Origin of the sequence: Marinicrinis lubricantis (genome assembly GCF_042658665.1) — a bacterium.
Classification (GTDB): domain Bacteria; phylum Bacillota; class Bacilli; order Paenibacillales; family KCTC-33676; genus Marinicrinis; species Marinicrinis lubricantis.
In genome coordinates, this window is record NZ_JBHSQV010000029.1 from 22954 (window position 1) to 48190 (window position 25237).

A 25237-nucleotide genomic window follows, 5' to 3' on the forward strand; every position below is an offset into this window, starting at 1 on the left:
TTTTAAGGTAAAATGAGAAAATTAGAGGTCATCAGCTGATGACTCTACTGCTCTAACGTGGCACGGAAAGTGCGGGTAATGCTGGAGGAGCGGCTTTCAAGCGGCTGCAAGAGAGTCCTGAAGGTATTATCCACTCCGACCCTATTCTCGTATGAACTCATGCTCGAACTAAGGATTCTGATAGGTGTTTTTCTCAAAGGAAAATAAAATAAACTATCGACACACTTGTACGTACAAGTTATAATAAGGGTATCATTTTTTTGGAAGAGGTGAATGAGTCATGCTGGAACAGTTGAAGGAACAAGTGTGCGAGGCGAACTTGGAGCTTCCAAAGTACGGATTGGTGACGTTTACTTGGGGAAATGTGAGCGGTTACGATCCGGAGCAGAAACTCGTTGTCATTAAGCCGAGCGGCGTTTCATATGAAGTGATGAAGCCGGAGCATATGGTCGTGGTCGACTTGAACGGCCAAGTGGTAGAAGGGAACTTGCGGCCTTCCTCCGATACACCGACTCACATTGAATTGTATAAAGCATTTCCAGGGATTGGCGGCATTGTACATACCCATTCTCCATGGGCGACGGTATGGGCGCAAGCGGGTAAGGGTATTCCAGCACTAGGAACGACACAGGCGGATTATTTTTACGGTGAAATTCCCTGCACGAGACCAATGACCGCCGAAGAAATTCAAGGGGCTTATGAGAAGGATACCGGTAAGGTCATCATTGAAACGTTTCAAGACATCGATCCGCTGCAGGTTCCCGGGGTGCTGGTGTACAGCCATGCTCCATTCGTTTGGGGGAAAGATGCGTCTGAAGCTGTTCATAATGCCGTCGTGGTAGAGGAAGTAGCCAAGATGGCTTATCACACGATCGCGCTTAATCCAAGTATCGGCTCCATGGACCAGAATTTGCTGGATAAACACTACCTGCGCAAGCATGGGAAGAACGCATATTACGGACAGCCCAAATCATAATTTCGAAAAGGAGGGGACTTAAATGAGTAAAAAATACGCAATTGGAATTGACTACGGTACAGAGTCTGGAAGAGCGGTATTGGTGGATTTGAGCAACGGAGCGGAAATTGCGGACCATGTGACGCCATATCCGCATGGTGTCATTGATGAGACACTGCCCGGCACAGGAGCGAAGCTGGAGCACGATTGGGCGCTGCAGCATCCCGATGATTATCTCGAAGTGATCCGCCGCTCGGTGCCAGCGGTCATGAAGCAGTCTGGCGTGGCGCCGGAGGATGTCATCGGATTAGGCATCGACTTTACGGCTTGTACCATGCTTCCAGTCGATGAGAACGGTACCCCGCTCTGCTTTCTTGATGAATACAAAGATCATCCGCACAGCTGGGTCAAGCTGTGGAAGCATCATGCCGCACAGGATGAAGCAGATCGTCTGAATGAAATTGCTGCACAGCGTGGAGAGAAATTTCTTGCCCGTTACGGCGGAAAGATTTCATCAGAGTGGATGATCGCCAAAGTGTGGCAGATCTTGAACGAAGCGCCTGAGCTGTACGATCGTGCTGATTTGTTCATGGAAGCGACAGATTGGGTCATCTCGCAATTGTCCGGCAGCTTCCTGCGCAACAGCTGTACGGCCGGTTACAAATCGATCTGGCATAAGCAGGAAGGCTATCCATCCAAAGAATTTTTCAAAGCATTGGATCCTCGGCTTGAGCAGCTCACCGATACGAAGCTGAGAGGAAGCATCGTGCCGTTAGGTACGAAGGCAGGTCAACTGACGCCGCAGATGGCAGAGTGGACGGGGCTTACGACAGACACGGCTGTAGCGGTTGGGAACGTCGACGCTCATGCTGCCGTACCCGGCGTAGGGGTTGTTGAGCCGGGCAAGCTGGTCATGGCGATGGGAACCTCAATCTGTCACATGCTTCTGGGTACGGAGGAAAAGGAAGTTGAAGGCATGTGCGGTGTCGTGGAAGACGGTATTATTCCAGGTTATTTAGGCTATGAGGCTGGACAATCGGCAGTGGGGGACATCTTCGCATGGTATGTCGAGCAGGCCGTACCGGCTTATATCGAGAAAGAGGCAGAGGCGGCCGGAGTCAGCGTTCATGAATGGCTGGAAAAGAAAGCGTCCGCATACAAGCCGGGCCAATCCGGACTTCTGGCGCTAGATTGGTGGAACGGCAACCGCTCGGTACTGGTGGATACGAATTTGACCGGTACGATTCTCGGTCTAACCTTGCTGACGAAGCCGGAAGAAATCTATCGCGCGCTGCTGGAAGCGACGGCGTTCGGTACGAGAAAGATTATCGATGCATTCCAGGACAACGGCGTGGTGGTTAACGAGCTTTATGCCTGCGGCGGATTGCCGCAAAAAAATCGTCTTCTGATGCAAATTTATGCAGATGTGACGAATAAAGAAATCAAAATCGCCGACAGCAAGCAGACACCTGCGCTTGGCGCAGCCATGTTCGGTGCGGTGGCGGCCGGAGCGGAAAAGGGCGGCTATGACTCCATCGTCGATGCGGCACGGCAGATGGCAAGAGTTCGCGAGGAGACGTTCAAGCCTATTCCTGATAATGTAAAGGTTTACGAACAGATCTATCAAGAGTATTGCAGGCTGCATGATTATTATGGACGCGGAGAAAACGACGTCATGAAGCGGCTTAAGGCAATCAAGGAAAAAGCAAACGCATAGCAAGAAAACGAAAGCTCCCTCGTATGAATTGTACGAAGGGGCTTTCTTGTTAAGCGGAGAGGTTTTCTTTCGGTGCTTATTTCATATAGAGATTTTGTTCGACAACCGCTATAATGTGGTTAAATACAGACGAGAAGTAAAGGGGGATCTCCGGATTGAAAAGATCCCAATACGGATATATTGGAGCGCTTGTTCTTTACGGCGCGTACATATTTGGCTATGTTTTCGGCTGGACCTTGAACGGCAAGCTGGGTATTCAGATATTCGGCCTTCCTTCATTGTATCAATGGCTTCCCTTGCTTTCGGCAATGATGGCAGGCGTATCATCCTATTTTAGATGGAAAGATGTTGCTGCTCAGTGCTTTCAAAGACGAGTCACTGCTGTCATTTTGATGTGTTCGGTGGTGTACATCGTTCTCTTCTTGATCTTCTTCGCTTCTGCGGATGAAGCTTGGCTTCTGTCGATGCTCATGTTTGTGATCGGTACTTGTGCAGTCATCGACCTTATGCAGGAGTGTGCTAGGCGGTTGGGCATGAACCCGTTTTGGACAGGTGTAGGAGCCGTTCTTGTGCTGTGCGGCACACTAGGCCTCCATATTCCCGGACAGGCGGTAAGCGCGCCCTATTTCCAGCATAAGATCGCATTGTCCGAAGCGAACCGCCATACGAAAGGAACGATTGCGGTCCCGGAGATGATAACGCGAAATGCGCTCGTAGCGGATGGACTGGCTGCTTGGATCGGTAACAGTACTCAGCTGACGGTAGAGGCACCGAAGGATGACAGGCGGACAGAAGAAGTGGAGCAAATTAAAAACATTTTAGCATCCATTACTTCGGAGAATCCGTCCAGTGAAATTGGCTACACCGTGAACGAGCAGTTTTATCGTCAAATCCCCAATCAAAACACACCTGACGGGTTGATGGAAGCGCTAGCGTTATTCAATGAACTGACGGGTAAGGACATGACACAAGGACAGAAGGTCATGGGGATCGGTACGATCCTTGAGGATGGCCGAATAGAAGCTGTCCCCGGCATTTATCAATATACCGCAGCAGCTTTAAGGGCCGATCCGGATGTGTTCTTCGTCCCGTTGGAATCTCTCGCAGAAGCGGTTATTGCGGCGCCGGATATGCTGATTGTTCCGGTAACGACTTTTGAGGAAGTGCTTTATTTTCTGAATCAACCGGTTACTTTCTGGCCGATTGTCAATTTCGGCTTATATTGTCATTAGTTTATGGAATAAGTAAAATACAATATCGATACGTTAAGGAGTGTTGCGATATGGCACTATTTCAATGTTCATTTTATTCGAATACATTAGGATTAAGCACGATGATGAATGTAATCTTTCCGCAGCAGACGACAAATCAGATTGGGCTCACAGGTAAGGCCAGCGGTGGACGTTATCCGGTGCTGTATCTGCTGCACGGGTTATCAGACGACCATTCGATTTGGCTTAGAAGAACCAACATCGAGAGATATGTCTCGGAGTTAGGACTTGTCGTTGTCATGCCGGAGGTCCATCGCAGCTTTTATTCGAATATGGTCAGCGGCAACCGCTATTGGGATTTCGTGAGCGAAGAGCTCCCAAGTATTGTTCAATCGTTTTTTCCGGTTTCGGATCGCAGAGAGGATACCTTCGCGGCGGGCCTGTCCATGGGAGGCTACGGAGCGATGAAACTAGGATTGTCTCTTCCGGATCGCTTTGGCGCGGTGGCCAGTCTGTCCGGTGTGACGGATCCTAGCTGGTTTCATCGAGAATTTCCGCAAGAATTCGATCTCATCTATGGCAGTTTGGAGCAATTCAAGAATAGTCCGAACGATTTGTTTTATTTGGCTGAGCAATTCGCGATGGCGTCTAAAAAGACAGAGCTGTATATGTGCTGTGGAACGGAAGACTTCCTGTACGAGGACAATCAGCGGTTCCTTAAGCATCTGCAGCGTCTGGAAGTTCCTTATATCTATGAGGAAGAGCCGGGAGCGCATGAGTGGGGCTATTGGGATATGAAGATTCAGAGAGTTTTGGAGTGGCTGCCCCTGGGGAAGTGAAAAGCATAGTGGAGAGAAGTGAAGGGTTCAGAGTAACGCTGCAACCTGCGGCATCCTTTTACTGAACCCTTTTTACTTTAGCGGCATTGGATCGTGCTGATGAAGTATGAGGGAATCCAGAGAAGCGAGATGATGTGTTCCGGCCTCGGTTAGAGGTTTTACGAACGATCGTAGAGGTGCTTCTGTGTTTTCCTTTCTTTTTGTGGTAAAATACTAGGAACGTATGTTTGTGATTTGTCGATCATGGGTCAGCAAATATTTCTCAATTGTTAAATTTTTTTAGCAAAGAGGAAAGAGTTGGAAGAATAGAGAAATTATAATATAGGACTTTAAGACGATATCGTTAGGTGATTAACGTTTATGAACTTCGATCAATTTCGGACGCAAAATCTTATCAAATGGAAACGTATCGTCATGCTCATGTATTGGGTCATTTTGATACTCTTCATTCTTGGACAACTGATGGTTTTAATGATGTCGCTCCATACGGACCAAAAAGGTTTTGCGCTTCATCCATTTCTTCTTCACCATATGCTTTTTCCAGACGGTTTGCTCATCGGCGTTCTTCTATTGGCTCATTATCTACTCAGAAAAATCCCGAAAGCTAGTGAAATCGTACTGGTTCTTTGCTCCGGTATTATCTCCTATACGATCTACCTTTTTATGCATAAGGATGTATATGGTGAACAGATTGTTTTGATACTGCCAATATTCATTTCCCTCATTTTCTTCGAACGCTCAAAGCTGCTTTGGAACGGTACGGCCCACATTGCATTATTCTCTGTTGTATACTGGATCGTGAACCCTTATCAGGGGAACCACAGTATATTTGAGTTCGTGGTAAGCATGATCAGCTTTGTCGCTTATATGACCATCGCATTAATCGTTGTTGCACGGGTGAAGGATCTGTGGAAGCTGTTGGAGGAATCCAAAAAGACGGAGCAGGAGCTTATGATTCGCAGCATTTTGCTTGATAAAATGACGAAGATCGATGCATTAACGGGCATGTACAACCATAAGACCTTCCATGAATATATGGAAAAATTAATCGAACACAGCAAGCGGCACGCCATTCCACTGCAGCTGTGTATTATGGATATTGATAATTTCAAGCAGGTCAATGACACGTACGGCCATCAGATCGGTGACAAAGTGCTGAAGCAGGTCGGCGAGATTATCCATGGCATGGTCACACCGAATGACATTGTTTCGAGGTACGGTGGAGAAGAATTCGCGGTGATCTTCATGGGACGATCTCTTGAGGAATGCATTCAAAATATGGAGGACATTCGGAAAAAGATTGAAAGCACGCCGATTGAAGAGCTCGAAGACAATCCGGTGACGATCAGTGCCGGAATTAGTACGCTGCAGCCATCGGAGGAAAAGGACAAGCTGTTTCAACGTGTCGATGCACTGCTGTATAAAGCGAAGCGCTCGGGCAAAAATAACTTAATATTCGAAATGTGAGAGGCATCGGTTTACAAAAACCAAAAAATGCCTCTTTACTTTTTGGTCCGAGCATCATATAATAAAAAACGTGCTCGATTGAGGCACGTTAAAAATATGCGGTTGTGGCGGAACTGGCAGACGCGCTGTCTTCAGGCGGCAGTGGGTACCCCCCGTGGAGGTTCGAGTCCTCTCAACCGCATCACCTTAGAAAAAGTCCTTGCTTGCAAGGGCTTTTTTGTTTGCATACATATCGTTTTGAAACTTCTATGATGGTGGGTCCGATCCCGGGAATGTCAAAGGATGGACACAAGCTTTAAATTTCAGATCAACTAAGCTATCATTAGGTTACTAGAGGTGTCGGAAGAGGTGTAGGTATGGCAGGTCCTAAGCAGTCAAAAGGGGATAAACGCCGGGATGAGCTGCTGAATTGGTTAAAGCGGCATGGGAAAATTACGGTACAGCAAATGGTTGACCAATTTGATATTTCGGAAGCGACCGCCCGCAGGGATCTAGAGCTTTTGGAGCAGACGTCACCGGTCATCCGTACGATCGGAGGCGCGATGTATGACGGCCTCCATTCGGTGAAGGAATATTCGTTCCAAGAACGCGAAAATATATCGTATTTAGAGAAAGAGCGAATCGCCCAAGTTGCAGCGTCTCTCATTCATGAAGGAGATGTCGTCGGCATTTCCGGGGGAACGACCAGCTTCTTAATTGCCCGAGCTTTGAAGGAGAAGCGAAATATTACCGTAGTGACGAACGCTGTTAACATCGCGATGGAGCTGGCATCCAACCCCAGCATTCAGATTGTCGTGTCCGGAGGTATTATGCGGGGGAACAGCTTTGAGCTTTGCGGACCGCTGGCTGAAAAGATGGTGGAGCATATACATATCGGGAAAATGTTCATCGGTGTCGACGGCATCAACGAATTGCAGGGACTTGCTACCTATTCGGAGCAGGAGGCGTCCATCGCAAGGGCGCTCATTCAACGTTCGACCGAAACGTATGCCGTATTCGACCATACGAAAGCAGGGAAAACCTCGCTCTTTACGATCGCTCCACTGGATGCGATATGCGGCTGTATTACCGATGAAGCATTGCCCGCAGCGTTAGCGGACAAGCTTGCCAAGTTGAATATCGGTGTTCATCTGCCGGAATAAAATAGAGGACCGTTTCAAGTCGAACGACGATTTGAAACGGTCCTCTTTATGCTGTAAGCGACGATTTATTTTGAGGTCGAAATAGCGGGGCGGCCTTCGATCCACACCTGCCGAACTTGATATTCCGCATCCATAAGAACCAGATCGGCTATTTTGCCGCTGGCAATGCTGCCTGTTTCATGTTCGATCCCGATGCGGCATGCGGGGTTAAGACTGGCCATGCGTGAAATATCGACGATGCTGAGTCCGCTGTGCTGAAGCATGAACCGGACTGCTCCGTCCATGGTCAGCGTACTTCCTGCCAAGCTGCCGCCATTCTTTAGTCGGGCCTCGCCGTCTCGCAATACGACGGGCAGGCCGCCTAAGGCATACTCTCCGTCTCCGAGACCGGCAGCCGAAATGGCATCGGTAATTAAAATGACTCTGTCTTTCGGTTTTGCTTTCGTCAATAGGCGGATTGCGCCAGGATGTACATGAAATCCATCGGCAATCAGTTCCGTATACATATGATCGCTTTCCAACACAGCACCTACCGTTCCAGGCTCTCGGTGATGGAGTCCCTTCATTGCGTTGAATGTATGTACCGCATGGGATAAGCCGTGCTGCACGGCCGCAAAAATTTGTTCGTAGCTCGCATCCGTATGACCGCAGGCAGCGATGATTTCCCGTTCGGCCAGCCAGCGGATCATGGGCAGCGCACCTTCAGTCTCGGGGGCCAGTGTCAGCATTCGAATAAGTCCCGGATATTGGGATACCCATCGCTCCATCCAATCCATGCGAGGCGGGACAATATAGCTTGGATTTTGCGCACCCGGCCATTTCGGGCTGATAAAGGGGCCCTCTAGATGGACGCCTGCTAATTTCGCACCGATCGGGCTGTTTTTCTTCTCTGCAGCGGTGTGAAGCACCTGTTCGATTGCATCCTGAGGAGCGGTAACGGTCGTAGCCAGCATCGTCGTAGTGCCATGCTGCGCATGGAAGGCTGTGATGGTATCGTAGGCCTTCTGTGAAGCATCCATGAAATCATGCCCGCCGCCGCCGTGTACATGAAGATCGATAAATCCGGGCAGCAGCCAGCCTCCTTGTCCGTCCAGCACATGCCCATGATCTGCAGGAGCAGCTTCTGCAACCTGGGTGATTCGGCCGTCCTGCACTTGAACAGCCCCCTGTGTGACTACTTCATTCTCAAGAACGATATGAACATGTTCAATCCAAAAAGAAGTAAAGGAATTTATTGCAACCGCCTCCCTGCTTGTTCGTCGAGAAATACGGTCAATCGCGGATGAGTCTGGAGAAGGGAAGCAGGACATTGCGTCGTGATCGGGCCTTTCAGTGCCTGATAGACAATGTCTGCTTTGTCCTCGCCTTTGACGATCAGTAGGATGTGTTTCGCTTTTAATATCGACCCGACACCCATGGTGATGGCATGCGTCGGCACTTCATCCATCGATTCGAAGAAGCGGGCATTCGCCTGACGCGTTGAAGGCTCAAGCTGTACGACGTGCGTCTCTTGAACGAGCTCTTCATCCGGCTCATTAAAACCGATATGTCCATTGTGGCCGAGACCCAGCAGCTGTACATCGATAGGCTGCTCTGCGAGCATCTTATTGTAGCGCTGGCATTCCTGCTCCAAATCTTCCGCCATTCCATTCGGAAAACGAATATGCTCCGTCGGAATATCGATATGACGGAATAAATGCTTTTGCATGTACTCATAGTAACTCTGGGAATGCGATTTTTCCAGCCCTACATATTCGTCTAAATTAAAGGTAAAGGCCTGTCTGAAGCTGATTTGTCCGGCCGCGTGCTTCTCGGTAAGTTTGTTGTACAGCCCGATCGGGGTAGAGCCTGTGGCCATGCCCAACACGCTTTCCGGTACAGACAGGAGCTGCTGTGTAATGATGTTGGCTGCATGTTCATCCAATGCGTCGTGATCGCGGAATATATGAATGTCCATTATGTTCATCTCCCTCGATAATCATCATCCTCATAATTCTTATTTTATTACAAAAATGATCAATTCACAACTAAAAATGATTGTAAAAATCAAAATAAGGATGAAATATTTCATTATTGTAAAACGAATCTTTCGATACAAACATTCGTAACGATAAGAAGGAAACCATGTTAAAGGATGGTGGATCAAAATGATGAATGCACATGAAATCGATTTTCATATTTCCGGCACAGAAATGCAGTATGTCGAGATTGAGTTAGATCCTGGAGAAAGTGTCATTGCGGAAGCGGGCAGCATGATGATGATGGATCCGAGTATTTCCATGCAGACGATATTCGGAGATGGCAGTCAGCAGACGGGATTGATGGGCAAGCTGCTAGGTGCTGGGAAACGATTGCTTACGGGTGAAAGTCTATTTATGACGGTTTTTACAAACAACGGTTATGACAAGGAGAAAGTAGCATTTGCTGCACCTTATCCGGGGAAGATCTTGCCGATGGATTTAACGGAGTACCAATATAAAATCATATGTCAAAAGGATTCTTTCCTTTGCGCAGCAAAAGGTGTATCGGTTGGAATTGAGTTTCAAAGAAAACTGGGCACAGGATTCTTCGGTGGAGAAGGCTTTATTATGCAAAAAGTGGAAGGAGACGGCCTGGCGTTTCTTCATGCTTGCGGCACCATCGTGGAGCGAGAGCTCCGCCCGGGAGAAAAGATAAGGATTGATACCGGCTGTTTAGTGGCCATGACACAGAATGTCGATTATGATATTGAATTCGTGAAAGGCATCAAAACGGCCTTTTTCGGTGGAGAAGGCTTGTTCTTCGCCACGCTGAAGGGACCCGGCAAAGTGTGGATCCAATCGCTGCCGTTCAGCCGTCTTGCTGATCGCGTGATCTCCGCAGCAGGCTATGCAAACCGTAAAGGGGAAGGAAGCTTGCTTGGCGGGTTGTTTAACGGAGACCGTTGAGTTTACATCGATCATCATAAAGAAGAAGCCGTTCCCACGAAGTGAGGCGAACGGCTTCTGTGCGTTTCATGAACAAGGTCCATCAAAGTGACGCAGACAATCTAGATGATAGTACATTTGCGCTGCCGAATCCTTCGAGGCTTCGCATCACTTGGAATGGGGAGTTTCATCAATTCAACAGATGGCGATACTGGCTGTAATCGATATTGTGTTTGTTCAAAAACGATGTCAAGCTGTTGTAGTCTCTTTTGGGTGTAGCGAGTATGTAGCCTTCAATGCAATGCTCTCGTGTCACTTCCGTGGCGTTTTTCTCAAGAGCAACCTGACCGATCTTCGCTGCAATGGAATGCTTTGCAATATCTCGGAAAGCCGAAGGTACAGGTGATACGAGCAGATCGAGAAACTGCTTGGATTCCTCGGTCCATAAATGCCTGCTCTTTTCTACATAATAGTTTTGCCAGTCCAGCTTCGATTTTCCGTCTGCTTTCGGAAGCACTTTAAGAAACTTGCGGAACATGAAGAAACCGCCGATCGCCATAAAGCCGACTAATATAAACACCCAGAAAAAGATAAACCAGGCAAACCAATCCGGCATGCCTACTTCACCCCTTTATGCCTTAGATTTATCATTCATTCCTGATATAGCATTATACCTGAAAAAAACAGAAAGTTCGATACCTATAAACGTTCGTTGCAGGTCCAGTCTAATCTTAGTACAATAGACGATAGTGAAAATAAAAGGGGACATGCCATATGTTGAAAATCGGATCCCATGTGTCGTTCTCAGACAAGGGACTTTTAAATGCGGCGAATGAGGCCAAGCAATATGGATCCAGCACATTTATGATTTATACCGGGGCGCCTCAAAATACGAGAAGAAAACCGATTGAGAATCAGTTCATAGAAGAAGGAAAAGCGGTCATGAAGGAGATCGGTGTGGAGGAAATCGTTGTCCACGCTCCCTACATTATTAATCTAGGCTCCTACAAATCCAATACATATGAATTGGCCGTGGAGTTTCTTCAGCAGGAAATTCACCGTACACATTATATCGGCGTGAAGAACATCGTGCTTCATCCAGGAGCCTATACGGATAAAGATGCGGAATACGGTATTGCCAGAATTGCGGAAGGGCTGAACGAGGTGCTCGCGGGCATTAAGGAAACCGATGTGAACATTGCGTTGGAAACGATGGCTGGAAAAGGGACGGAAATCGGCCGCAGCTTCGAAGAATTGGCATCGATTATGGAGAAGGTCGAGCACAATGAACGGCTTAAAGTCTGCTTTGATACGTGCCATACACATGATGCCGGATACAACATCGTCGATGACTTCGACGGCGTATTAGAACAGTTCGATAAGATTGTGGGACTGGATCGCTTGTCTGTACTGCATTTGAACGACAGCAAGAACCCGCGCGGAGCCGGCAAGGACCGCCATGCGACCGTCGGTTCCGGCATGATTGGATTCAAAGCGATGAATTACATTGTGCATCATCCATCCCTGCAGCACCTGCCGATGATTTTGGAAACGCCATGGATTGGAAAAGACCCGGCTATCCAGCGTCCGATGTACGAGGCGGAAATCGCATTGTTTCGCGGGGATGCAGAAGAGCGTTTCGGGGCTGAATTTTTCGAGGATGTGGAGAAGATCAGCCACTATTTCCAGAAGCAATCGATCGATGCCCGCACGTTCATTTTAGATACGTGGCAGGTACTGAAATCGGATGCGAAAGCGAGAAAACAAGATCCTCGGGAACCAATGGAACGGTTGTACGATATGGTCACCGAAGCGGGACTGTTTCCGGATTATGAGGAGGAAGCGGTCAATCAGCGATTAACCGCATGGTTTGCAAGTGAAGGAGGAACCGCGTAGTGAAATCGATAACAGCATACGCGAAAAAGAGAGAGGAGATCCATCAGAATCGAGGCAGGATGTTGATTTCTTGCCCAGACCGCCCTGGAATTGTGGCCGCGGTTTCGAAGTTCTTCTCGGAACAAAGCGCGAATATCGTTCAGTCGGACCAATACTCGATGGATCCCGAAGGCGGCATGTTCTTCATGCGCATTGAATTTGATTTAGACAACTTGGCGAATCGGCTGGAGGGCTTGAAGAAACATTTTGGGACGATCGCGGAGTCGTTCATGATGGATTGGAGCATGCATCTGGCAGCTCGCAAGAAGAAGCTCGCTATTCTTGTGTCCAAAGAGGATCACTGCTTGCTTGAATTGCTGTGGCAGTGGCAGGCGGGTGATTTATACGCCGATATCGAAATGGTGATCAGCAATCACGAGGATATGAGAGAGCAGGTAGAATCGTTCGGCATCCCTTACTATTATGTACCGGTTACTGCAGATACGAAGAAGGAAGCGGAGCAGAAGCATCTTGAATTGATCAGCGGTAAAGTGGATACGATTATTTTGGCAAGATATATGCAGATCATCTCGCCATATTTCCTGCAGCATTATCCGAATCAGATCATTAATATACACCACTCCTTCCTGCCGGCATTCGTTGGAGGCAAGCCTTATGCCCAAGCGTATAACCGCGGGGTGAAGCTGATCGGTGCCACCGCGCACTATGTCACGGAAGAACTGGATGGCGGACCGATTATCGAGCAGGATGTACAGCGGGTAAGCCATCGCGATAACGTCGACGAGCTGAAGCGCATAGGCCGCCATATTGAGCGGATTGTTCTTGCGCGTGCCGTAAAATGGCACGTGGAAGATCGAATTCTCGTATATCAAAATAAGACGGTCGTCTTTGTTTAATCGAAAGACAACAACTTGTCCGTACAACTAACGTATTTTCATGTACATTTTAACTTGGTAATGTGGAAAAGCTACTGCGTAAATGGTACAATAATGCAAGTTACAATTGGAGGAGGAATCATGCATGTCTGTAACTCAACAAACGATTCAGCAATTGGCCGTAAATACAATTCGTACATTGGCCATCGATGCGATTGAAAAGGCGAACTCGGGACACCCAGGAATGCCGATGGGAACAGCGCCTATGGCGTACGAATTGTGGACGCAATTCATGAAGCATAATCCGGAAAATCCAAATTGGATTAACCGCGATCGCTTTGTGCTTTCTGCGGGACACGGTTCCATGCTGCTGTACAGCTTGCTTCATCTGTGCGGATATGATCTGTCCCTAGAAGAATTGAAAAATTTCCGTCAATGGGGAAGCAAGACACCTGGACATCCGGAATACGGTCACACGCCAGGCGTTGACGCTACGACAGGCCCGCTAGGACAAGGGGTCGCTATGGCTGTAGGTATGGCTTTAGCAGAGGCGCATCTTGCCGCTGTTTACAATAAGGACGGATTTGAAGTCATCAATCACTATACGTACTCTATCTGCGGAGACGGTGACTTGATGGAAGGAATCTCTGGCGAAGCCGCTTCGATGGCTGGCCACATGAAATTGAACAAATTGATCGTGCTTTACGATTCCAATGATATCTCCTTGGACGGCGAATTAAGTCTTGCATTCTCCGAAGATGTTCACAGCCGCTTCAAAGGTTATGGATGGAACGTGCTGAAGGTCGAAGACGGCAACAACCTGCAAGAAATCAATGCGGCGATTAAGCAAGCTCAAGGCAGCGACAAGCCGACATTGATCGAAGTAAAGACCGTCATCGGATATGGTTCTCCGAACAAAGCCGGTAAAGGCGGACATGCAGGTCCTCACGGATCCCCGCTCGGTGCTGACGAAGCAGTACTGACGAAGGAAGCATACGGCTGGCCTACAGATCAGGCTTTCTATATTCCTGAAGAAGTTAAAGCTCATTACAACGAAGTGAAGCAAAAAGGTATTGAGGCAGAGCAAGCATGGAAGGCGATGTTTGAAGAATATAAGAAAGCTCATCCAGAGCTGGCGAAGCAGTTTGAGACGGCTGTGAATAGACAGCTTCCAGAGGGATGGGACAAAGATCTTCCGATTTACTCCACGGAAGACAAGGCAATGGCTACTCGCGCGGCTTCCGGTGCGGCACTTAACGCACTGGCGAAGAATGTCCCTAGCATTATCGGCGGTTCGGCTGACCTGGAGTCATCGACCAACACGCATATGAAAGGTTTGGGCGTGTTTACACCGAAGGATTACAGCGGCCGCAACGTATATTACGGTGTGCGTGAATTCGCTATGGCGGCAGCGGTGAACGGTATGGCGCTGCATGAGGGTGTGAAGCCATACGGCGGAACGTTCTTCGTATTCTCCGATTACCTGCGTCCAGCGGTACGTCTTGCTGCATTAATGAAGCTTCCGGTTACGTATGTGCTTACGCATGACAGCATTGGTGTCGGTGAAGACGGCCCTACGCATGAGCCGATCGAACAGCTGCCAGCACTCCGCATCATTCCTGGAATGACTGTGATTCGTCCGGCAGACGGCAACGAAACGTCCTATGCATGGAGATATTCCGTAGAGAATACTTCCGGTCCGGTAGCTCTCGTCTTAACGAGACAAAACCTGCCAATTCTTGAAGGTTCGGCTGAAAAAGGCAAAGAAGGCATTGCCAAAGGAGCCTATGTCATCTCCGATGCAGCTAACGGCAAACCTCAAGCGCAAATTATTGCCACCGGTTCTGAGGTTCAGCTTGCTGTTAAAGCGCAGCAAAAGCTGGCTGAAGAGGGCATTCAAGTTCGCGTGATCAGCATGCCTAGCTGGGAGCTCTTCGAGAAACAATCGAAGGAATACAAGGATTCTGTTATTCTTCCAGATGTGAAAGCCAGACTTGCAATTGAAATGGCTTATCCGCTCGGATGGGAAAAATATGTCGGCGATCAAGGCGACATCATGGGCATCTCTACGTTCGGTGCGTCTGCTCCAGGACCAAAAGTCATCGAAGAATATGGATTTACAGTAGAAGAAGCGGTTCGCAGAGTGAAAAACCTGCTCTAATTGGAACAATACACAGCAACGACAACGGGTGCATAATGATCTTATGCATCCGTTTTTTCTAAAATAAGTGTATTCCAAGCAATTTCGAGCGATGGGTGAAAGAGCTTAAATTCATCAGGGATTGTGTCGAAAGTTGACCTCATCACTTGAAATTTGTTGGAAATGTACAGTATGATACATGTAAAGAAAATCAGGTAGGCTGACACACCCTATATTTCGGTTAGGAGGAAGTGCAATTGAACAGGCTGAAGTTTGATTATAGCAAAGCCTTAACTTTTTTGGGGCAGCATGAAGTGGATTACTTGACAGAAGCGGTAAAGACGGCACATGAGCAGCTGCATAAAGGTACAGGTGCAGGATCCGATTACTTGGGATGGATTGATTTGCCGACGCAGTACGATAAAGAGGAATTTGCCCGAATTAAGAAAGCGGCACAAAAGATCCAATCGGATTCGGAAGTGCTTGTTGTCATCGGAATCGGAGGCTCCTATCTGGGAGCAAGAGCTGCCATTGAGATGCTGACTCACAGCTTCTACAATCATCTTCCTAAAGAACAAAGAAAGACACCGGAAGTGTATTTCGCTGGAAACAACATCAGCTCTACATATGTAAATCATTTGATTCAATTGATTGGCGATCGTGATTTCTCCGTGAACGTGATTTCCAAATCGGGAACAACGACGGAACCTGCTATTGCATTCCGTATTTTCCGCGCATTGTTGGAGAAGAAGTACGGAAAAGAGGAAGCACGCAAGCGGATTTACGCGACGACAGATAAAGAAAAAGGTGCACTCAAAAAGCTGTCCAATGAAGAAGGCTACGAATCGTTCGTCATCCCTGATGATGTCGGCGGCAGATACTCAGTCTTGACTGCAGTGGGTCTCCTGCCTATTGCTGTTGCCGGAGTAGACATTGATGAAATGATGAAGGGTGCAGCAGATGCTTCCAAGGAATTCGCGAATCCAAATCTCGCGGAGAACGCCAGCTATCAATATGCGGCCGTTCGGAATGCACTGTACCGCAAAGGAAAAGCGATTGAGATCTTAGTCAATTATGAGCCATCGCTTCATTATTTCTCTGAATGGTGGAAGCAGCTGTACGGTGAGAGTGAAGGGAAAGACCATAAGGGAATATATCCGGCATCCGTTGATTTTTCCACAGACCTGCACTCGATGGGACAATTCGTGCAAGAGGGTGCACGCAACTTGTTTGAGACGGTTATTCTCGTCGATCAAGTAAAGGAAACGATCGAGATTGCCAGCGATCCGGATGATCTGGACGGACTTAATTTCTTGAGCGGTAGAACGATGGACTTTGTGAACAAGAAAGCTTTCGAAGGTACACTTTTAGCCCATACGGACGGAGGCGTTCCGAATCTGACCGTTTCGATTCCGGAAGCATCCCCTTATTGGTTCGGCTACTTGGTATATTTCTTCGAGAAAGCATGCGGCATCAGCGGATACTTGCTGGGAGTCAATCCATTTGACCAGCCGGGTGTAGAAGCATACAAGAAAAATATGTTTGCCTTGCTCGGAAAGCCTGGATTTGAAGCACAAAAGGCGGAACTCGAAGCACGTCTACAGCGTTAAGATTAGCTAAGGCAGTTCATACAGCAGTGAGCTGCCTTCTTTTTCATCAAAGGAGGCAGAAACAGAATGGCACCTTATTACTTTAGGACTGTGAAGCGACAAGGCTTTAAAGAAATAGTAATCAAAAAATCCCGTTTTATCGGTCATGCCAAGCCGGTTCAGAATGAGGAAGAAGCGCTTGAATTTATTGAACAGATCCGAAAGGAACATTGGTCCGCAACACATAATTGCTACGCCTACAGCATCGGAGAGCAGGACCAGATTCAAAGGCAGTCCGATGACGGTGAGCCGAGCGGAACCGCGGGGAAGCCCATCTTGGAAGTGATCAAACATCAAGGTATCAAAAATACGGCGATCGTCGTTACACGTTACTTTGGCGGTATTATGCTGGGGGCTGGGGGGCTCATCAGAGCCTATACGGATGGCGCTGTAGCCGCTTTAGATGCGGCGGAGACTATATACAAGGTGCTGCATCGTGAAGTACGGATCGGTATCGAGTATACATGGCTGGGAAAGTTGGAGAATGAGCTGAGAAACCGAGAGATGCTCATGGGGGAAACTGAATTTACCGACAAGGTAACACTTGTGTGCTATCCGATCGAGTCGGAATCGAATTCATTTGTGGATTGGATCACAGATCTGACACAGGGGAAAGCGAATATTACGACCCTCGACCCCATATTTATAGACCATGAACATTTTCAAGGCTGAGTACGTCTATAGGGATACTATAGTGAGGTGAGTTGGGAAGTGGCAAGAAAAGCAGTTGAAAAAGAGCTATCACGTGAAATTATTCTGAATGCAGCAAGAGAACTGTTCCTCGAGAAAGGTTATCAAAGTGTTTCTATGAGATCTATTGCTAAAAAAATGGGATACAGTCATGGCTCTCTGTATTATCATTTCCAAGATAAAGCCGAGCTTTTCTATCGGCTTGTAGCTGATGACTTTTCATTGCTGTTCAGCCAGCAGATGCGTATCATCAATGAAAGCAAATTGAATGCGTTGGATAAGCTGAAAAAAATGATGGACGCATTTATTCAATTTGGATTGGAAAATCAATTTCAATACGAAATTATGTTTCTTATTCAGGATGAGGATTTACGGCGTTATTCCAGAACAGAACAGGCGAAATGCTTTGATTTATTTTCTACCGCAGTACATACCGCAGCCGTCGAAAGTCTCGATGAGCGCAGTGGTTCCATTCAAGCATCATCATTAGCTTGGAGCTTGTTTATGTCGGTGCATGGATTTATTACGTACTGCAGCAGGTTTAATCAAAGTTATCAGGAAGTAGAGAGCATGGCTCAGAATCATGTGGACTTTCTATGCATGAAGCTATTGGATCATATTCATGTGATTAACGGTTAATCGGTACGAAAAAGGAACCGGATGGTGCCGGTTCCTTTTTGCGGGCGGGTATGAGAACAGCGAGTCAGACCATCAGGATGGAGCTATATAGCAGATTCGGACGATGCCTTCTTCGTTGCCTTCACCTCATAAATTCCATGAATTGTTTCAACGATTCAGGCTTAGGTTTTTCCAAAAGTTTTGTCGGTGGCCTTGAAAGTGGGCTTCGCTGGTTTCCCACTTTTTCCAGTGCTCTTCTGATTCCCAGCGAATCATCACGATAACCTCTTCGTTCCCTTTTCTTCCTTTCTTCACTAATACATTGACATCTACAAAACCGTCGTGTTTTTCAACAATGCCCTCCTGACTAAAACGATCTACAACAAGCTGTGAAGTACCTTCTTATACAATGAATGTTCTCATCACGACAAACATGAACGTCGCCTCCAACATGAGCATAGGAAATGGATGAAATTACAATCATCGCTATTGATAAAGATGATCAATAGTCATCAATGTGCAATTGACTTCATTTTGCGAGATTCCTTACCGATACATAAATATGAAAAACATCAGGGAGGAATCAGCTTGAGAATTGCAGCAGGTATTTTATCTTTTTTCTTCATGCTTTTCGTTTTTAACCAGAGCTTAACGCCCACCCCTTCTTTAACATGGGAAGAGAACGAGAATTTGGAGACGTTCGGAACGATGATGGGTGTCATTATGATCATCGGATTAGCGTTCGTATTTACAAAACCAAATGTCAGCAGAGGTGCCTTTATCGCAGCAGGTGTGATTGGAATCCTGGCAGGACTGGCTGAAAATATCCCCAACGAAATGATGGCTTGGGGCGGTACGAATCTCCTGTTTGCTTGGATGAGTCATAAAGGGATGAAAGAAGGAGCTGGATCAAGGTCCGACAGCGTAGATAAGGATACAGCTCAGTTAAGGGAAGAGATTAACCGATTAAAGGTGGAGAATGAACTTCTGAAGAAGAGGAGATAACGGCTTGGATTGAGACTATAATTCAAAGTTCTTCGTCTACATATGAAAAGGGGCTCTACTAGAGATTCTACTAGAGAGCCCCTTTTCATTTTATTTTATCCAACGCGAAGTTCTATGAGATTCCCTGACGGATCTTTGGTCCAAGTGACCGAGTGCTGTTCCTCCACCCAAGCTCCGATTTGCTGAAGACGCTGAATCGTTTCATTCAGAGCCACTTGGCTAGGGAGTACGAGGGTATAGAAGAGAAGCCCGACATGGTTGGGATCCGGTGCCGCCGCGCCCACGCCATTCCATGTATTCAGTCCGATATGATGGTGATAACTTCCTGTCGAAATAAAGAGCGCTTGAGTGCCGTACTGAGTTACGATATCAAACCCAAGACCGTTACAATAAAATTGTTCTGCAGCGTGCAAATCGGCTACATGAAGGTGGATGTGACCCATGATGGTTCCAGAAGGGAGCCCCGTCCAAGCCTCTTGGTCGTCTAAAGACATCAGCTCCTCCACATGGAGCGGCTCGGTGCTCATTACGACTTGATCGCCGCGCCAGCTCCAATCCTCCTTCGGACGATCAGCATAAATTTCAATGCCGTTGCCATCGGGATCTCCTAAGTAGATCGCTTCGCTGACAAGATGGTCAGAGGCCCCTTGCAAAGGATAACCGGTTTGAACAAGATGACGCAGCGCCTTAGCTAAATCTCTACGTGTCGGCAGAAGCAGAGCAAAGTGATATAGACCCGTCCTGCGGGGCTGCATCGGCTGTACATTCTCCGATTCTGTAACGGTAAGAAGCGGTGCCGCACCATCTGCAGTGAATATCGCCTTACTGTCCGATTGTTCCAGCACTTTGAAGCCGATCACTTCAGTATAGAAGGAAATTGAACGGTTTAAATCACTCACAAGAAGATGTACTTCACTGGCAAATGTATTGGGGTTTTGGTGAAAGTTCATTATATAAACACTCCCGATTTATTAGTTACTTTTTGTAAGTAAGTATATTATTCACATGAATTTCCGTCAAGTATGAAGATAATAAATTTCATGGAGATATCTTTTTGTTTTGTTATAATAGGGTTTAAGCACTATACAGCTTCCATGAGTAGATTTATCTTATTATCACCGAAGGGAGGAGTTGTCATGAATCCATCTGTCTTATGTCCCAGATTCGAGAAAGCGATGTCGATCATCAGTCAGCGCTGGACCGGTTTAATTATTTATCAGCTGCTTTCAGGGCCGCAGCGTTTTTGCGCGATTGAATCATCGATAGCGATCAGCGGCAGAGTGCTATCGGAAAGACTGAAGGATTTGGAACAGCAGGGGATCGTTCACAGAGAAGTATTCCCTGAGACTCCTGTACGTATAGAATATTCATTGACTGACAAAGGAAAAGCATTGGAACCGATTCTGCGGGAGATTGAAAAATGGTCTCAAGCGTGGATTGATCAAATAGGAGATTGTCATGAAGAATTCAAAATCTAATGCACTACTGGGCCGCGGCCGCATTTTGGTGATGACCGCAGTGGCTGCTGAGCGTGATGCGGTGTGCAGTGGTCTGATGGGTGATGAACGATTTGAGGTTATGCTGGCGGGGGTCGGACCGGCTTCCGCTGCAGCAAGAACGGCCTTTGCCTTGTCTAAAGGCAAGTACACTGCGGTGATTAGCGCGGGAATCGGGGGCGGCTTCGCGGAGCGCGCGGATGTAGGCTCGGTCGTGATCGCAGACGAGATTGTAGCAGCAGACCTTGGGGCTGAGACCCCGGAAGGCTTCTGCAGTGTGGATGAGTTAGGTTTTGGATCGTCTCGCATTGCCGTAGAAGAAGAATGGGGAAACCTGTTCAGGGGTGCGTTAAAAGAGGCTCTCTTCCCCGTACATACGGGATCGGTCTTGACCGTCTCCACTGCGACCGGGACAGCCGAAACCTGCCAAGCCTTGTTAAACCGACATCCAAGGGCTGCTGCCGAAGCGATGGAAGGCTACGGTGTTGCCGCAGCAGCACAAGACTTTGGACTGCCGATGATCGAAATCCGTGCCATTTCCAACGTCGTTGGTCCACGCGACCGGGATGCATGGCGTATCCCCGAAGCGTTGGACAAGCTTAAAGCTGCATTTTCAATCATTTCGGAGGTGTCATCATGAAGATTGCTTTTTCTCCTTGTCCGAACGATACATTTGTATTTCATGCATGGGTCCATGGATTGGTGCCGGGTGCGCCGAAACTAGATGTGACGTATGCCGATATCGATATTACGAATGGACTGGCTGCCAGCGGCAGCGGTCCTGAAATCTTGAAAATATCTTATGCGGCATTGCCGTGGGTGCTTAAGAATTATGCATTGATTCCATGTGGAGGGGCACTAGGAAGAGGATGCGGTCCGCTTGTCCTTGCAAAGGAAAGCGGGGATGCTTCGGCACTTAGCGGCCGCCGAGTAGCCGTTCCGAGCGAACGTTCAACGGCCTATTTGTTGTTCCGGTTATGGGCGGCGCAGAACGTTCCAGGCGGGGTGGACGAAATCGTCGTCATGCCATTCCATGAAATTATGCCCGCGGTGCGGGATGGTTCTATCGACGCGGGACTGGTCATTCACGAAGCACGATTTACGTATCCGAATTATGGATTGTCTCTGCTGACTGACTTAGGCAGCTGGTGGGAATCCGATACCGGTTTGCCGATTCCTTTAGGCGCCATTATCGCTAGGCGTGATCTGGACTTGAATCGTATTGCAGATTGGACGCGGGCATCTGTCGAATATGCGTGGGCCAATCCATCGGCTTCCGCCTCCTATGTACTTGAGCATGCGCAGGAGCTTGAGCCGAAGGTAGCACAAGCGCATATTGACTTGTACGTGAATAGCTTTACCCGCGACCTAGGAGACGATGGTTATGCAGCAGTAACCTCTCTGCTTACGCGCGCCGCAGACGAAGGACTCGTGCCGCAGGTTGATGCGGCGGCATTACGCCCTATGCCTGCCCGTAACTAGATGACAAGAAAAAAGCCCCAGCTCTCACAGAATGCATCGTGAGAGCTGGGGCCTTTCGTCTGTTAGAACGCAGGATCCATGTTTTTTCCGTAGAAAATTTCGTCCATTTCACTCATTAATCGCTCCGCAATTTCCTGCTGCTCTTCGGGAGATAATTGATCCTTCGTATAGCCGAATAGATAGTTGTTCAAGTCAAATTCCTTCAGCTTACATTTTGTATGAAAAATATTATCCGGGTACACATTGACGTCGATCATATCGTACTGTTCCTTAATTTCTTTAGGAATGTAGTTTTGAATCGAGCTAATGTCGTGGTCAATAAACAATTTATGCCCGTGAATATCCCTCGTAAACCCGCGAACACGGTAATCCATCGTCATGATATCGGTATCGAACGAGTGAATGAGGTAGTTCAGTGCCTTCAGCGGAGAAATTTCTCCACAAGTAGAGACGTCAATATCGGCGCGAAATGTACTGATGCCTTCGTCCGGATGATATTCCGGATAGGTGTGGACCGTAATATGACTTTTATCCAGCTGCATGACGACAGAGTCAGGAAGTGGGCCGGGAGATTCGGCATACGATTCAGTTGGTACTTCGACGACAGGACCTTCGGATACGAGAATGGTGACGCTGGCTCCTTGCGGAACATAATCCTGTTTTGAAATATTCAAGACGTGAGCGCCGATAATATCGGAAACCGCTTTTAAAATACCGGTCAGCCGTTCCGAATTGTACTGCTCATCGATATATTCGATATAGGCTTTTCTTTCTTCTTTCGTTCGGGTGTAGCAAATGTCATACATATTGAAGCTTAGTGACTTGGTTAAATTATTAAATCCGTGCAAGGTGACACGCTGTTCTGGCGATAGTTTCATCATGCAGTTCCCCTTGTTGCGGTTTGGTCATAGCAATTGTAATATTCCCCAGAAGGTTCATCTTATGCATATGATACCCGGTTCCAGCGTGTCAATGGTGCTTATCGCTTCTTATTGGATCGGTAAACCACCAATATCGTGCTTCGCTGATTCTCTGTTCCGGAAGGAGATGTTTTTACGACCGAACCGTAGCAAATATTGACGACTTGTTCCTCCTCAAGTGTCGCGAGAAATTCGTTCGCTTTGTTCTCAGCGTAGGAGCTGTCGGTATCCACAAATTCCTTTACTTGAATCATTTTCATCTCTCCTTTTTTGGTACGCCATTATTAATGTGTTATGCGCGCATCACCGCAAACATACAAGTGATTTTGTCGAAGCTGGATGGACAGAAAGGGTAACAGTGATTCTTTTAAACTAAAATAGAACGATATTGCGATGGTCTACGATATTTTGCTTTGAAAATCACCGGCATTGACGAACCTGATTTCCTCAATCGAAACTTGAATCGTACCGCTTGGTACGTCAATCTCTCGGATTTCGCCTACCCTGCTTAACAGCAGCTGCTTTCCGATCGGAGATAAAAAGGAGATGATTTGCGCATCTGGCCGAGCTTGCTGTGGAAACACAATCGAAAAACTTTCTGTAAATCCGTCATCTAAGTAACGCAGCTTCACTTGACTGCCAATGAGGACTTGTGCATGGAGCAGCTCCTCGTCGAGGTTGCTGACAAGACGCTCCAATTCCTTGCAATATGCCGTAAGCAGCTGTTCGAAGTCAAATCTTTCAGTGCTCGGATGGGGGAAATAATGCTCGATAAAATAAATTTTTTCCTCATCAAAGTAAACTAACTGATTTAACAATTGTGCTTTACTCGTGTGCAGATAACTATGGTTCATCGTAAATCACTCCTTGTCGACGCAGCAGAATGGATTCTTGAAATTGCCTGTTAAGCGTTTTCATTCTAACTCCTCCTATGCAAAATGAGGCCTCCGGATTGGAGACCTTACGAACTATTCTACCAGATGCTGTTTGTAATTCCAAATGCAAACTCTTCTATCCATATGACTCAAGTTTCGTATCTAGCAAAGCTCGTTTCACTTGGATGTGAAGAGTCTTGGTTGGAAATAGGTATGAAGACACCAAATCTCTTTGTTGGATTTTAATTGACCAATTCCCTTAAAATGCAAATCTAAAGTACAATTGACAGCCATTACCAACCGTGTTATGGTGTAAGAAGGAGGCATCTCGCCGCATTGGAGCGAGGTGTCTTCATTCGTTCTATTTGCTTTCTTACATTAAATGGATTATAGAGGTGATGCGATGCGTCGGGTTGCATTTCCATACATAAAGAACAACTAGCTGGACCGTAGGGAAAGGTGTGAATTCGAAATCCATGAGATCGTTTTTGAAGTATGTGTTTTACGGGATTTTATCGGCTGCACTCATTGGTCTTAACGGTCTATTGATTGCACAAATCTGGGTATACCGGAACGATCGTCCGATGGATGAAGAACTGCACGTTGATTCATCACAAGCTGCGGATGTGCTGATGGAAGAAGGAGCTGAATCTGGTAAACCACCAGAGGTCATGATTGCGGAAAGAAAGCCGTCCATGATGCTTGAAGTAGCGTCTATACGCCAGCATCCGGAATTATACAACGGTTGTGAAATTACTGCTTTAACGATGGTCGTGAACGATTACGGGGTTGCCAAGAATAAGCTCAGCTTAGCGTCGGAGCTGCGCAGCGATCATACGCCGATCGCGATGGATCAGCATGGCCGTATTATCGAATGGGGCAATCCTGAGGAGGGATTTGTCGGAGATATTACGGGCAAGAACATGGGACTCGGTGTATATCACGGTCCTGTATTGGAACTGATGAAAACTTATATTCCGACAGCGCAAAATTTGACGGGGGAACCGTTTGAAGTACTAGAGCAGTACGTGTCAGGTGGCGCTCCTGTCATGGTTTGGACAACCGTTTCTTTTACCGTGCCGCAAGCAGACGGGTGGGTAACCTGGGATTCTCCGACAGGCGAAGTGAAGGCCACGTTTCAAATGCATACGGTTGTCATGGTTGGATATGATGATCAGCATGTATATGTGAATGACCCTCAAACGGGAGAACAAGCGAAGAAAATAAAAAAAGCAGCGTTCATGGATACGTGGGAAGCGATGGGGAAGCAGGCGCTGTCTTACATACCTGTATAATGGCATCAATATAGAAGAGATCAGAAGGAGGTCCTCATTGTGCGGGGGATGTGGAGAAG

General features: G+C 47.4%; 25 protein-coding genes, 1 tRNA gene and 1 pseudogene. 19 read left to right on the forward strand and 8 right to left on the reverse strand.

Annotated features, from left to right (window positions below):
- The first annotated feature begins 280 nt into the window (after window positions 1-280).
- The 7 genes from araD (at window position 281) to ACFPXP_RS04320 (ending at window position 7331) form a co-directional block, all read left to right on the forward strand.
- Window positions 281-976, forward strand: a complete 696-nt coding sequence (gene araD / locus ACFPXP_RS04290) for an L-ribulose-5-phosphate 4-epimerase (protein WP_379892709.1) — start codon at window positions 281-283, stop codon at window positions 974-976.
- 22 nt (window positions 977-998) lie between these two features.
- Window positions 999-2672, forward strand: coding sequence for a ribulokinase (locus ACFPXP_RS04295; protein ID WP_379892711.1), 1674 nt, complete (start codon window positions 999-1001; stop codon window positions 2670-2672).
- Window positions 2673-2827: 155 nt separating this feature from the next.
- Window positions 2828-3904 carry a hypothetical protein gene (locus ACFPXP_RS04300; protein WP_379892713.1) on the forward strand — a complete coding sequence of 359 codons (1077 nt, stop codon included), beginning with the start codon at window positions 2828-2830 and terminating at the stop codon, window positions 3902-3904.
- A 50-nt stretch (window positions 3905-3954) separates the two neighbouring features.
- Complete coding sequence (locus ACFPXP_RS04305) at window positions 3955-4722, forward strand: alpha/beta hydrolase (RefSeq protein WP_379892715.1); 768 nt, start codon at window positions 3955-3957, stop codon at window positions 4720-4722.
- 360 nt (window positions 4723-5082) lie between these two features.
- Window positions 5083-6189 (forward strand): GGDEF domain-containing protein, encoded by a 1107-nt coding sequence (locus ACFPXP_RS04310; RefSeq protein ID WP_379892717.1) that lies wholly within the window; start codon window positions 5083-5085, stop codon window positions 6187-6189.
- Between the two features lie 98 nt (window positions 6190-6287).
- Window positions 6288-6370 (forward strand) — tRNA-Leu (locus ACFPXP_RS04315).
- Between the two features lie 175 nt (window positions 6371-6545).
- The gene (locus ACFPXP_RS04320) at window positions 6546-7331 is read left to right on the forward strand and encodes a DeoR/GlpR family DNA-binding transcription regulator (RefSeq protein WP_379892719.1); all 786 of its coding nucleotides are present in this window, start codon (window positions 6546-6548) and stop codon (window positions 7329-7331) included.
- Window positions 7332-7396: 65 nt separating this feature from the next.
- Here ACFPXP_RS04320 and nagA read toward each other — a convergent pair whose 3' ends face one another.
- Both nagA and nagB read right to left on the reverse strand, forming a co-directional pair.
- Window positions 7397-8608 (reverse strand): N-acetylglucosamine-6-phosphate deacetylase, encoded by a 1212-nt coding sequence (nagA, locus tag ACFPXP_RS04325; protein WP_379892816.1) that lies wholly within the window; start codon window positions 8606-8608, stop codon window positions 7397-7399.
- On the reverse strand, window positions 8563-9288 hold the full coding sequence (gene nagB / locus ACFPXP_RS04330) for a glucosamine-6-phosphate deaminase (protein WP_379892721.1): 726 nt from the start codon (window positions 9286-9288) through the stop codon (window positions 8563-8565). The genes nagA and nagB overlap by 46 nt, the downstream gene beginning before the upstream one ends.
- A 193-nt stretch (window positions 9289-9481) precedes the next feature.
- Here nagB and ACFPXP_RS04335 point away from each other — a divergent pair, with 193 nt between their 5' ends.
- The gene (locus ACFPXP_RS04335; protein ID WP_379892818.1) at window positions 9482-10258 is read left to right on the forward strand and encodes a TIGR00266 family protein; all 777 of its coding nucleotides are present in this window, start codon (window positions 9482-9484) and stop codon (window positions 10256-10258) included.
- Between the two features lie 169 nt (window positions 10259-10427).
- Here the strand turns inward: ACFPXP_RS04335 and ACFPXP_RS04340 are convergent, their stop codons facing one another.
- Complete coding sequence (locus tag ACFPXP_RS04340; RefSeq protein WP_379892723.1) at window positions 10428-10853, reverse strand: DUF2621 domain-containing protein; 426 nt, start codon at window positions 10851-10853, stop codon at window positions 10428-10430.
- Between the two features lie 158 nt (window positions 10854-11011).
- Between ACFPXP_RS04340 and ACFPXP_RS04345 the strand changes: the two genes are divergently transcribed.
- From ACFPXP_RS04345 to ACFPXP_RS04370, 6 genes are all read left to right on the forward strand, one after another.
- Window positions 11012-12133, forward strand: a complete 1122-nt coding sequence (locus ACFPXP_RS04345) for a deoxyribonuclease IV (protein WP_379892725.1) — start codon at window positions 11012-11014, stop codon at window positions 12131-12133.
- On the forward strand, window positions 12133-13029 hold the full coding sequence (gene purU, locus ACFPXP_RS04350) for a formyltetrahydrofolate deformylase (RefSeq protein ID WP_379892727.1): 897 nt from the start codon (window positions 12133-12135) through the stop codon (window positions 13027-13029). Before ACFPXP_RS04345 ends, purU begins: the two co-directional genes overlap by 1 nt.
- Before the next feature lie 124 nt (window positions 13030-13153).
- Window positions 13154-15169 carry a transketolase gene (gene tkt / locus ACFPXP_RS04355; protein ID WP_379892729.1) on the forward strand — a complete coding sequence of 672 codons (2016 nt, stop codon included), beginning with the start codon at window positions 13154-13156 and terminating at the stop codon, window positions 15167-15169.
- A 236-nt stretch (window positions 15170-15405) separates the two neighbouring features.
- Complete coding sequence (locus ACFPXP_RS04360) at window positions 15406-16758, forward strand: glucose-6-phosphate isomerase (protein ID WP_379892731.1); 1353 nt, start codon at window positions 15406-15408, stop codon at window positions 16756-16758.
- Window positions 16759-16824: 66 nt separating this feature from the next.
- Window positions 16825-17469, forward strand: coding sequence for a YigZ family protein (locus ACFPXP_RS04365; protein ID WP_379892733.1), 645 nt, complete (start codon window positions 16825-16827; stop codon window positions 17467-17469).
- 39 nt (window positions 17470-17508) lie between these two features.
- Window positions 17509-18126 carry a TetR/AcrR family transcriptional regulator gene (locus ACFPXP_RS04370; RefSeq protein ID WP_379892735.1) on the forward strand — a complete coding sequence of 206 codons (618 nt, stop codon included), beginning with the start codon at window positions 17509-17511 and terminating at the stop codon, window positions 18124-18126.
- Window positions 18127-18209: 83 nt separating this feature from the next.
- On the opposite strand, the pseudogene ACFPXP_RS04375 reads toward ACFPXP_RS04370, so the two are convergent.
- A pseudogene (locus tag ACFPXP_RS04375) lies at window positions 18210-18540 on the reverse strand (antibiotic biosynthesis monooxygenase family protein).
- 153 nt (window positions 18541-18693) lie between these two features.
- On the opposite strand from ACFPXP_RS04375, the gene ACFPXP_RS04380 reads away from it, so the two are divergent.
- A complete protein-coding gene (locus ACFPXP_RS04380; protein WP_379892737.1) occupies window positions 18694-19110 on the forward strand; it encodes a hypothetical protein in 417 nt (138 codons plus the stop codon).
- Between the two features lie 95 nt (window positions 19111-19205).
- Here ACFPXP_RS04380 and ACFPXP_RS04385 read toward each other — a convergent pair whose 3' ends face one another.
- Window positions 19206-20060, reverse strand: coding sequence for a VOC family protein (locus ACFPXP_RS04385; protein ID WP_379892739.1), 855 nt, complete (start codon window positions 20058-20060; stop codon window positions 19206-19208).
- A gap of 186 nt (window positions 20061-20246) precedes the next feature.
- Here ACFPXP_RS04385 and ACFPXP_RS04390 point away from each other — a divergent pair, with 186 nt between their 5' ends.
- The 3 genes from ACFPXP_RS04390 to ACFPXP_RS04400 are packed head-to-tail and all read left to right on the forward strand — an operon-like array spanning window position 20247 to window position 22088.
- Window positions 20247-20588: a winged helix-turn-helix transcriptional regulator gene (locus ACFPXP_RS04390; protein WP_379892741.1), complete on the forward strand. Its 342-nt coding sequence runs from the start codon at window positions 20247-20249 to the stop codon at window positions 20586-20588.
- On the forward strand, window positions 20569-21246 hold the full coding sequence (locus ACFPXP_RS04395) for a futalosine hydrolase (protein ID WP_379892743.1): 678 nt from the start codon (window positions 20569-20571) through the stop codon (window positions 21244-21246). Before ACFPXP_RS04390 ends, ACFPXP_RS04395 begins: the two co-directional genes overlap by 20 nt.
- The gene (locus ACFPXP_RS04400; protein WP_379892745.1) at window positions 21243-22088 is read left to right on the forward strand and encodes a 1,4-dihydroxy-6-naphthoate synthase; all 846 of its coding nucleotides are present in this window, start codon (window positions 21243-21245) and stop codon (window positions 22086-22088) included. The genes ACFPXP_RS04395 and ACFPXP_RS04400 overlap by 4 nt, the downstream gene beginning before the upstream one ends.
- A gap of 62 nt (window positions 22089-22150) precedes the next feature.
- Here ACFPXP_RS04400 and speD read toward each other — a convergent pair whose 3' ends face one another.
- The 3 genes from speD to ACFPXP_RS04415 all read right to left on the reverse strand — a co-directional run bounded on the left by speD (window position 22151) and on the right by ACFPXP_RS04415 (window position 23862).
- On the reverse strand, window positions 22151-22966 hold the full coding sequence (speD, locus tag ACFPXP_RS04405; protein WP_379892820.1) for an adenosylmethionine decarboxylase: 816 nt from the start codon (window positions 22964-22966) through the stop codon (window positions 22151-22153).
- 101 nt (window positions 22967-23067) lie between these two features.
- The gene (locus ACFPXP_RS04410) at window positions 23068-23262 is read right to left on the reverse strand and encodes a sporulation protein Cse60 (protein ID WP_379892747.1); all 195 of its coding nucleotides are present in this window, start codon (window positions 23260-23262) and stop codon (window positions 23068-23070) included.
- A 144-nt stretch (window positions 23263-23406) separates the two neighbouring features.
- Window positions 23407-23862 carry a GreA/GreB family elongation factor gene (locus tag ACFPXP_RS04415; RefSeq protein ID WP_379892749.1) on the reverse strand — a complete coding sequence of 152 codons (456 nt, stop codon included), beginning with the start codon at window positions 23860-23862 and terminating at the stop codon, window positions 23407-23409.
- A gap of 497 nt (window positions 23863-24359) precedes the next feature.
- Between ACFPXP_RS04415 and ACFPXP_RS04420 the strand changes: the two genes are divergently transcribed.
- Window positions 24360-25178, forward strand: a complete 819-nt coding sequence (locus ACFPXP_RS04420) for a C39 family peptidase (protein WP_379892751.1) — start codon at window positions 24360-24362, stop codon at window positions 25176-25178.
- Window positions 25179-25237 lie beyond the last annotated feature (59 nt).

Excerpts from the sequence above, each read along its gene's own strand:
- ACFPXP_RS04335 (WP_379892818.1), top strand. The coding sequence starts at position 9,482 with ATGAATGCACATGAAATCGATTTTCATATTTCCGGCACAGAAATGCAG.
- ACFPXP_RS04345 (WP_379892725.1), top strand. The coding sequence starts at position 11,012 with ATGTTGAAAATCGGATCCCATGTGTCGTTCTCAGACAAGGGACTTTTA.
- ACFPXP_RS04385 (WP_379892739.1), bottom strand. The coding sequence starts at position 20,060 with ATGAACTTTCACCAAAACCCCAATACATTTGCCAGTGAAGTACATCTT.
- ACFPXP_RS04395 (WP_379892743.1), top strand. The coding sequence starts at position 20,569 with ATGAAGAATTCAAAATCTAATGCACTACTGGGCCGCGGCCGCATTTTG.
- nagB (WP_379892721.1), bottom strand. The coding sequence starts at position 9,288 with ATGGACATTCATATATTCCGCGATCACGACGCATTGGATGAACATGCA.
- ACFPXP_RS04365 (WP_379892733.1), top strand. The coding sequence starts at position 16,825 with ATGGCACCTTATTACTTTAGGACTGTGAAGCGACAAGGCTTTAAAGAA.
- speD (WP_379892820.1), bottom strand. The coding sequence starts at position 22,966 with ATGAAACTATCGCCAGAACAGCGTGTCACCTTGCACGGATTTAATAAT.
- ACFPXP_RS04410 (WP_379892747.1), bottom strand. The coding sequence starts at position 23,262 with ATGATTCAAGTAAAGGAATTTGTGGATACCGACAGCTCCTACGCTGAG.
- ACFPXP_RS04420 (WP_379892751.1), top strand. The coding sequence starts at position 24,360 with ATGAGATCGTTTTTGAAGTATGTGTTTTACGGGATTTTATCGGCTGCA.
- araD (WP_379892709.1), top strand. The coding sequence starts at position 281 with ATGCTGGAACAGTTGAAGGAACAAGTGTGCGAGGCGAACTTGGAGCTT.
- ACFPXP_RS04310 (WP_379892717.1), top strand. The coding sequence starts at position 5,083 with ATGAACTTCGATCAATTTCGGACGCAAAATCTTATCAAATGGAAACGT.
- ACFPXP_RS04400 (WP_379892745.1), top strand. The coding sequence starts at position 21,243 with ATGAAGATTGCTTTTTCTCCTTGTCCGAACGATACATTTGTATTTCAT.
- ACFPXP_RS04320 (WP_379892719.1), top strand. The coding sequence starts at position 6,546 with ATGGCAGGTCCTAAGCAGTCAAAAGGGGATAAACGCCGGGATGAGCTG.
- ACFPXP_RS04415 (WP_379892749.1), bottom strand. The coding sequence starts at position 23,862 with ATGAACCATAGTTATCTGCACACGAGTAAAGCACAATTGTTAAATCAG.
- tkt (WP_379892729.1), top strand. The coding sequence starts at position 13,154 with ATGTCTGTAACTCAACAAACGATTCAGCAATTGGCCGTAAATACAATT.
- ACFPXP_RS04340 (WP_379892723.1), bottom strand. The coding sequence starts at position 10,853 with ATGCCGGATTGGTTTGCCTGGTTTATCTTTTTCTGGGTGTTTATATTA.
- ACFPXP_RS04305 (WP_379892715.1), top strand. The coding sequence starts at position 3,955 with ATGGCACTATTTCAATGTTCATTTTATTCGAATACATTAGGATTAAGC.
- ACFPXP_RS04390 (WP_379892741.1), top strand. The coding sequence starts at position 20,247 with ATGAATCCATCTGTCTTATGTCCCAGATTCGAGAAAGCGATGTCGATC.
- ACFPXP_RS04295 (WP_379892711.1), top strand. The coding sequence starts at position 999 with ATGAGTAAAAAATACGCAATTGGAATTGACTACGGTACAGAGTCTGGA.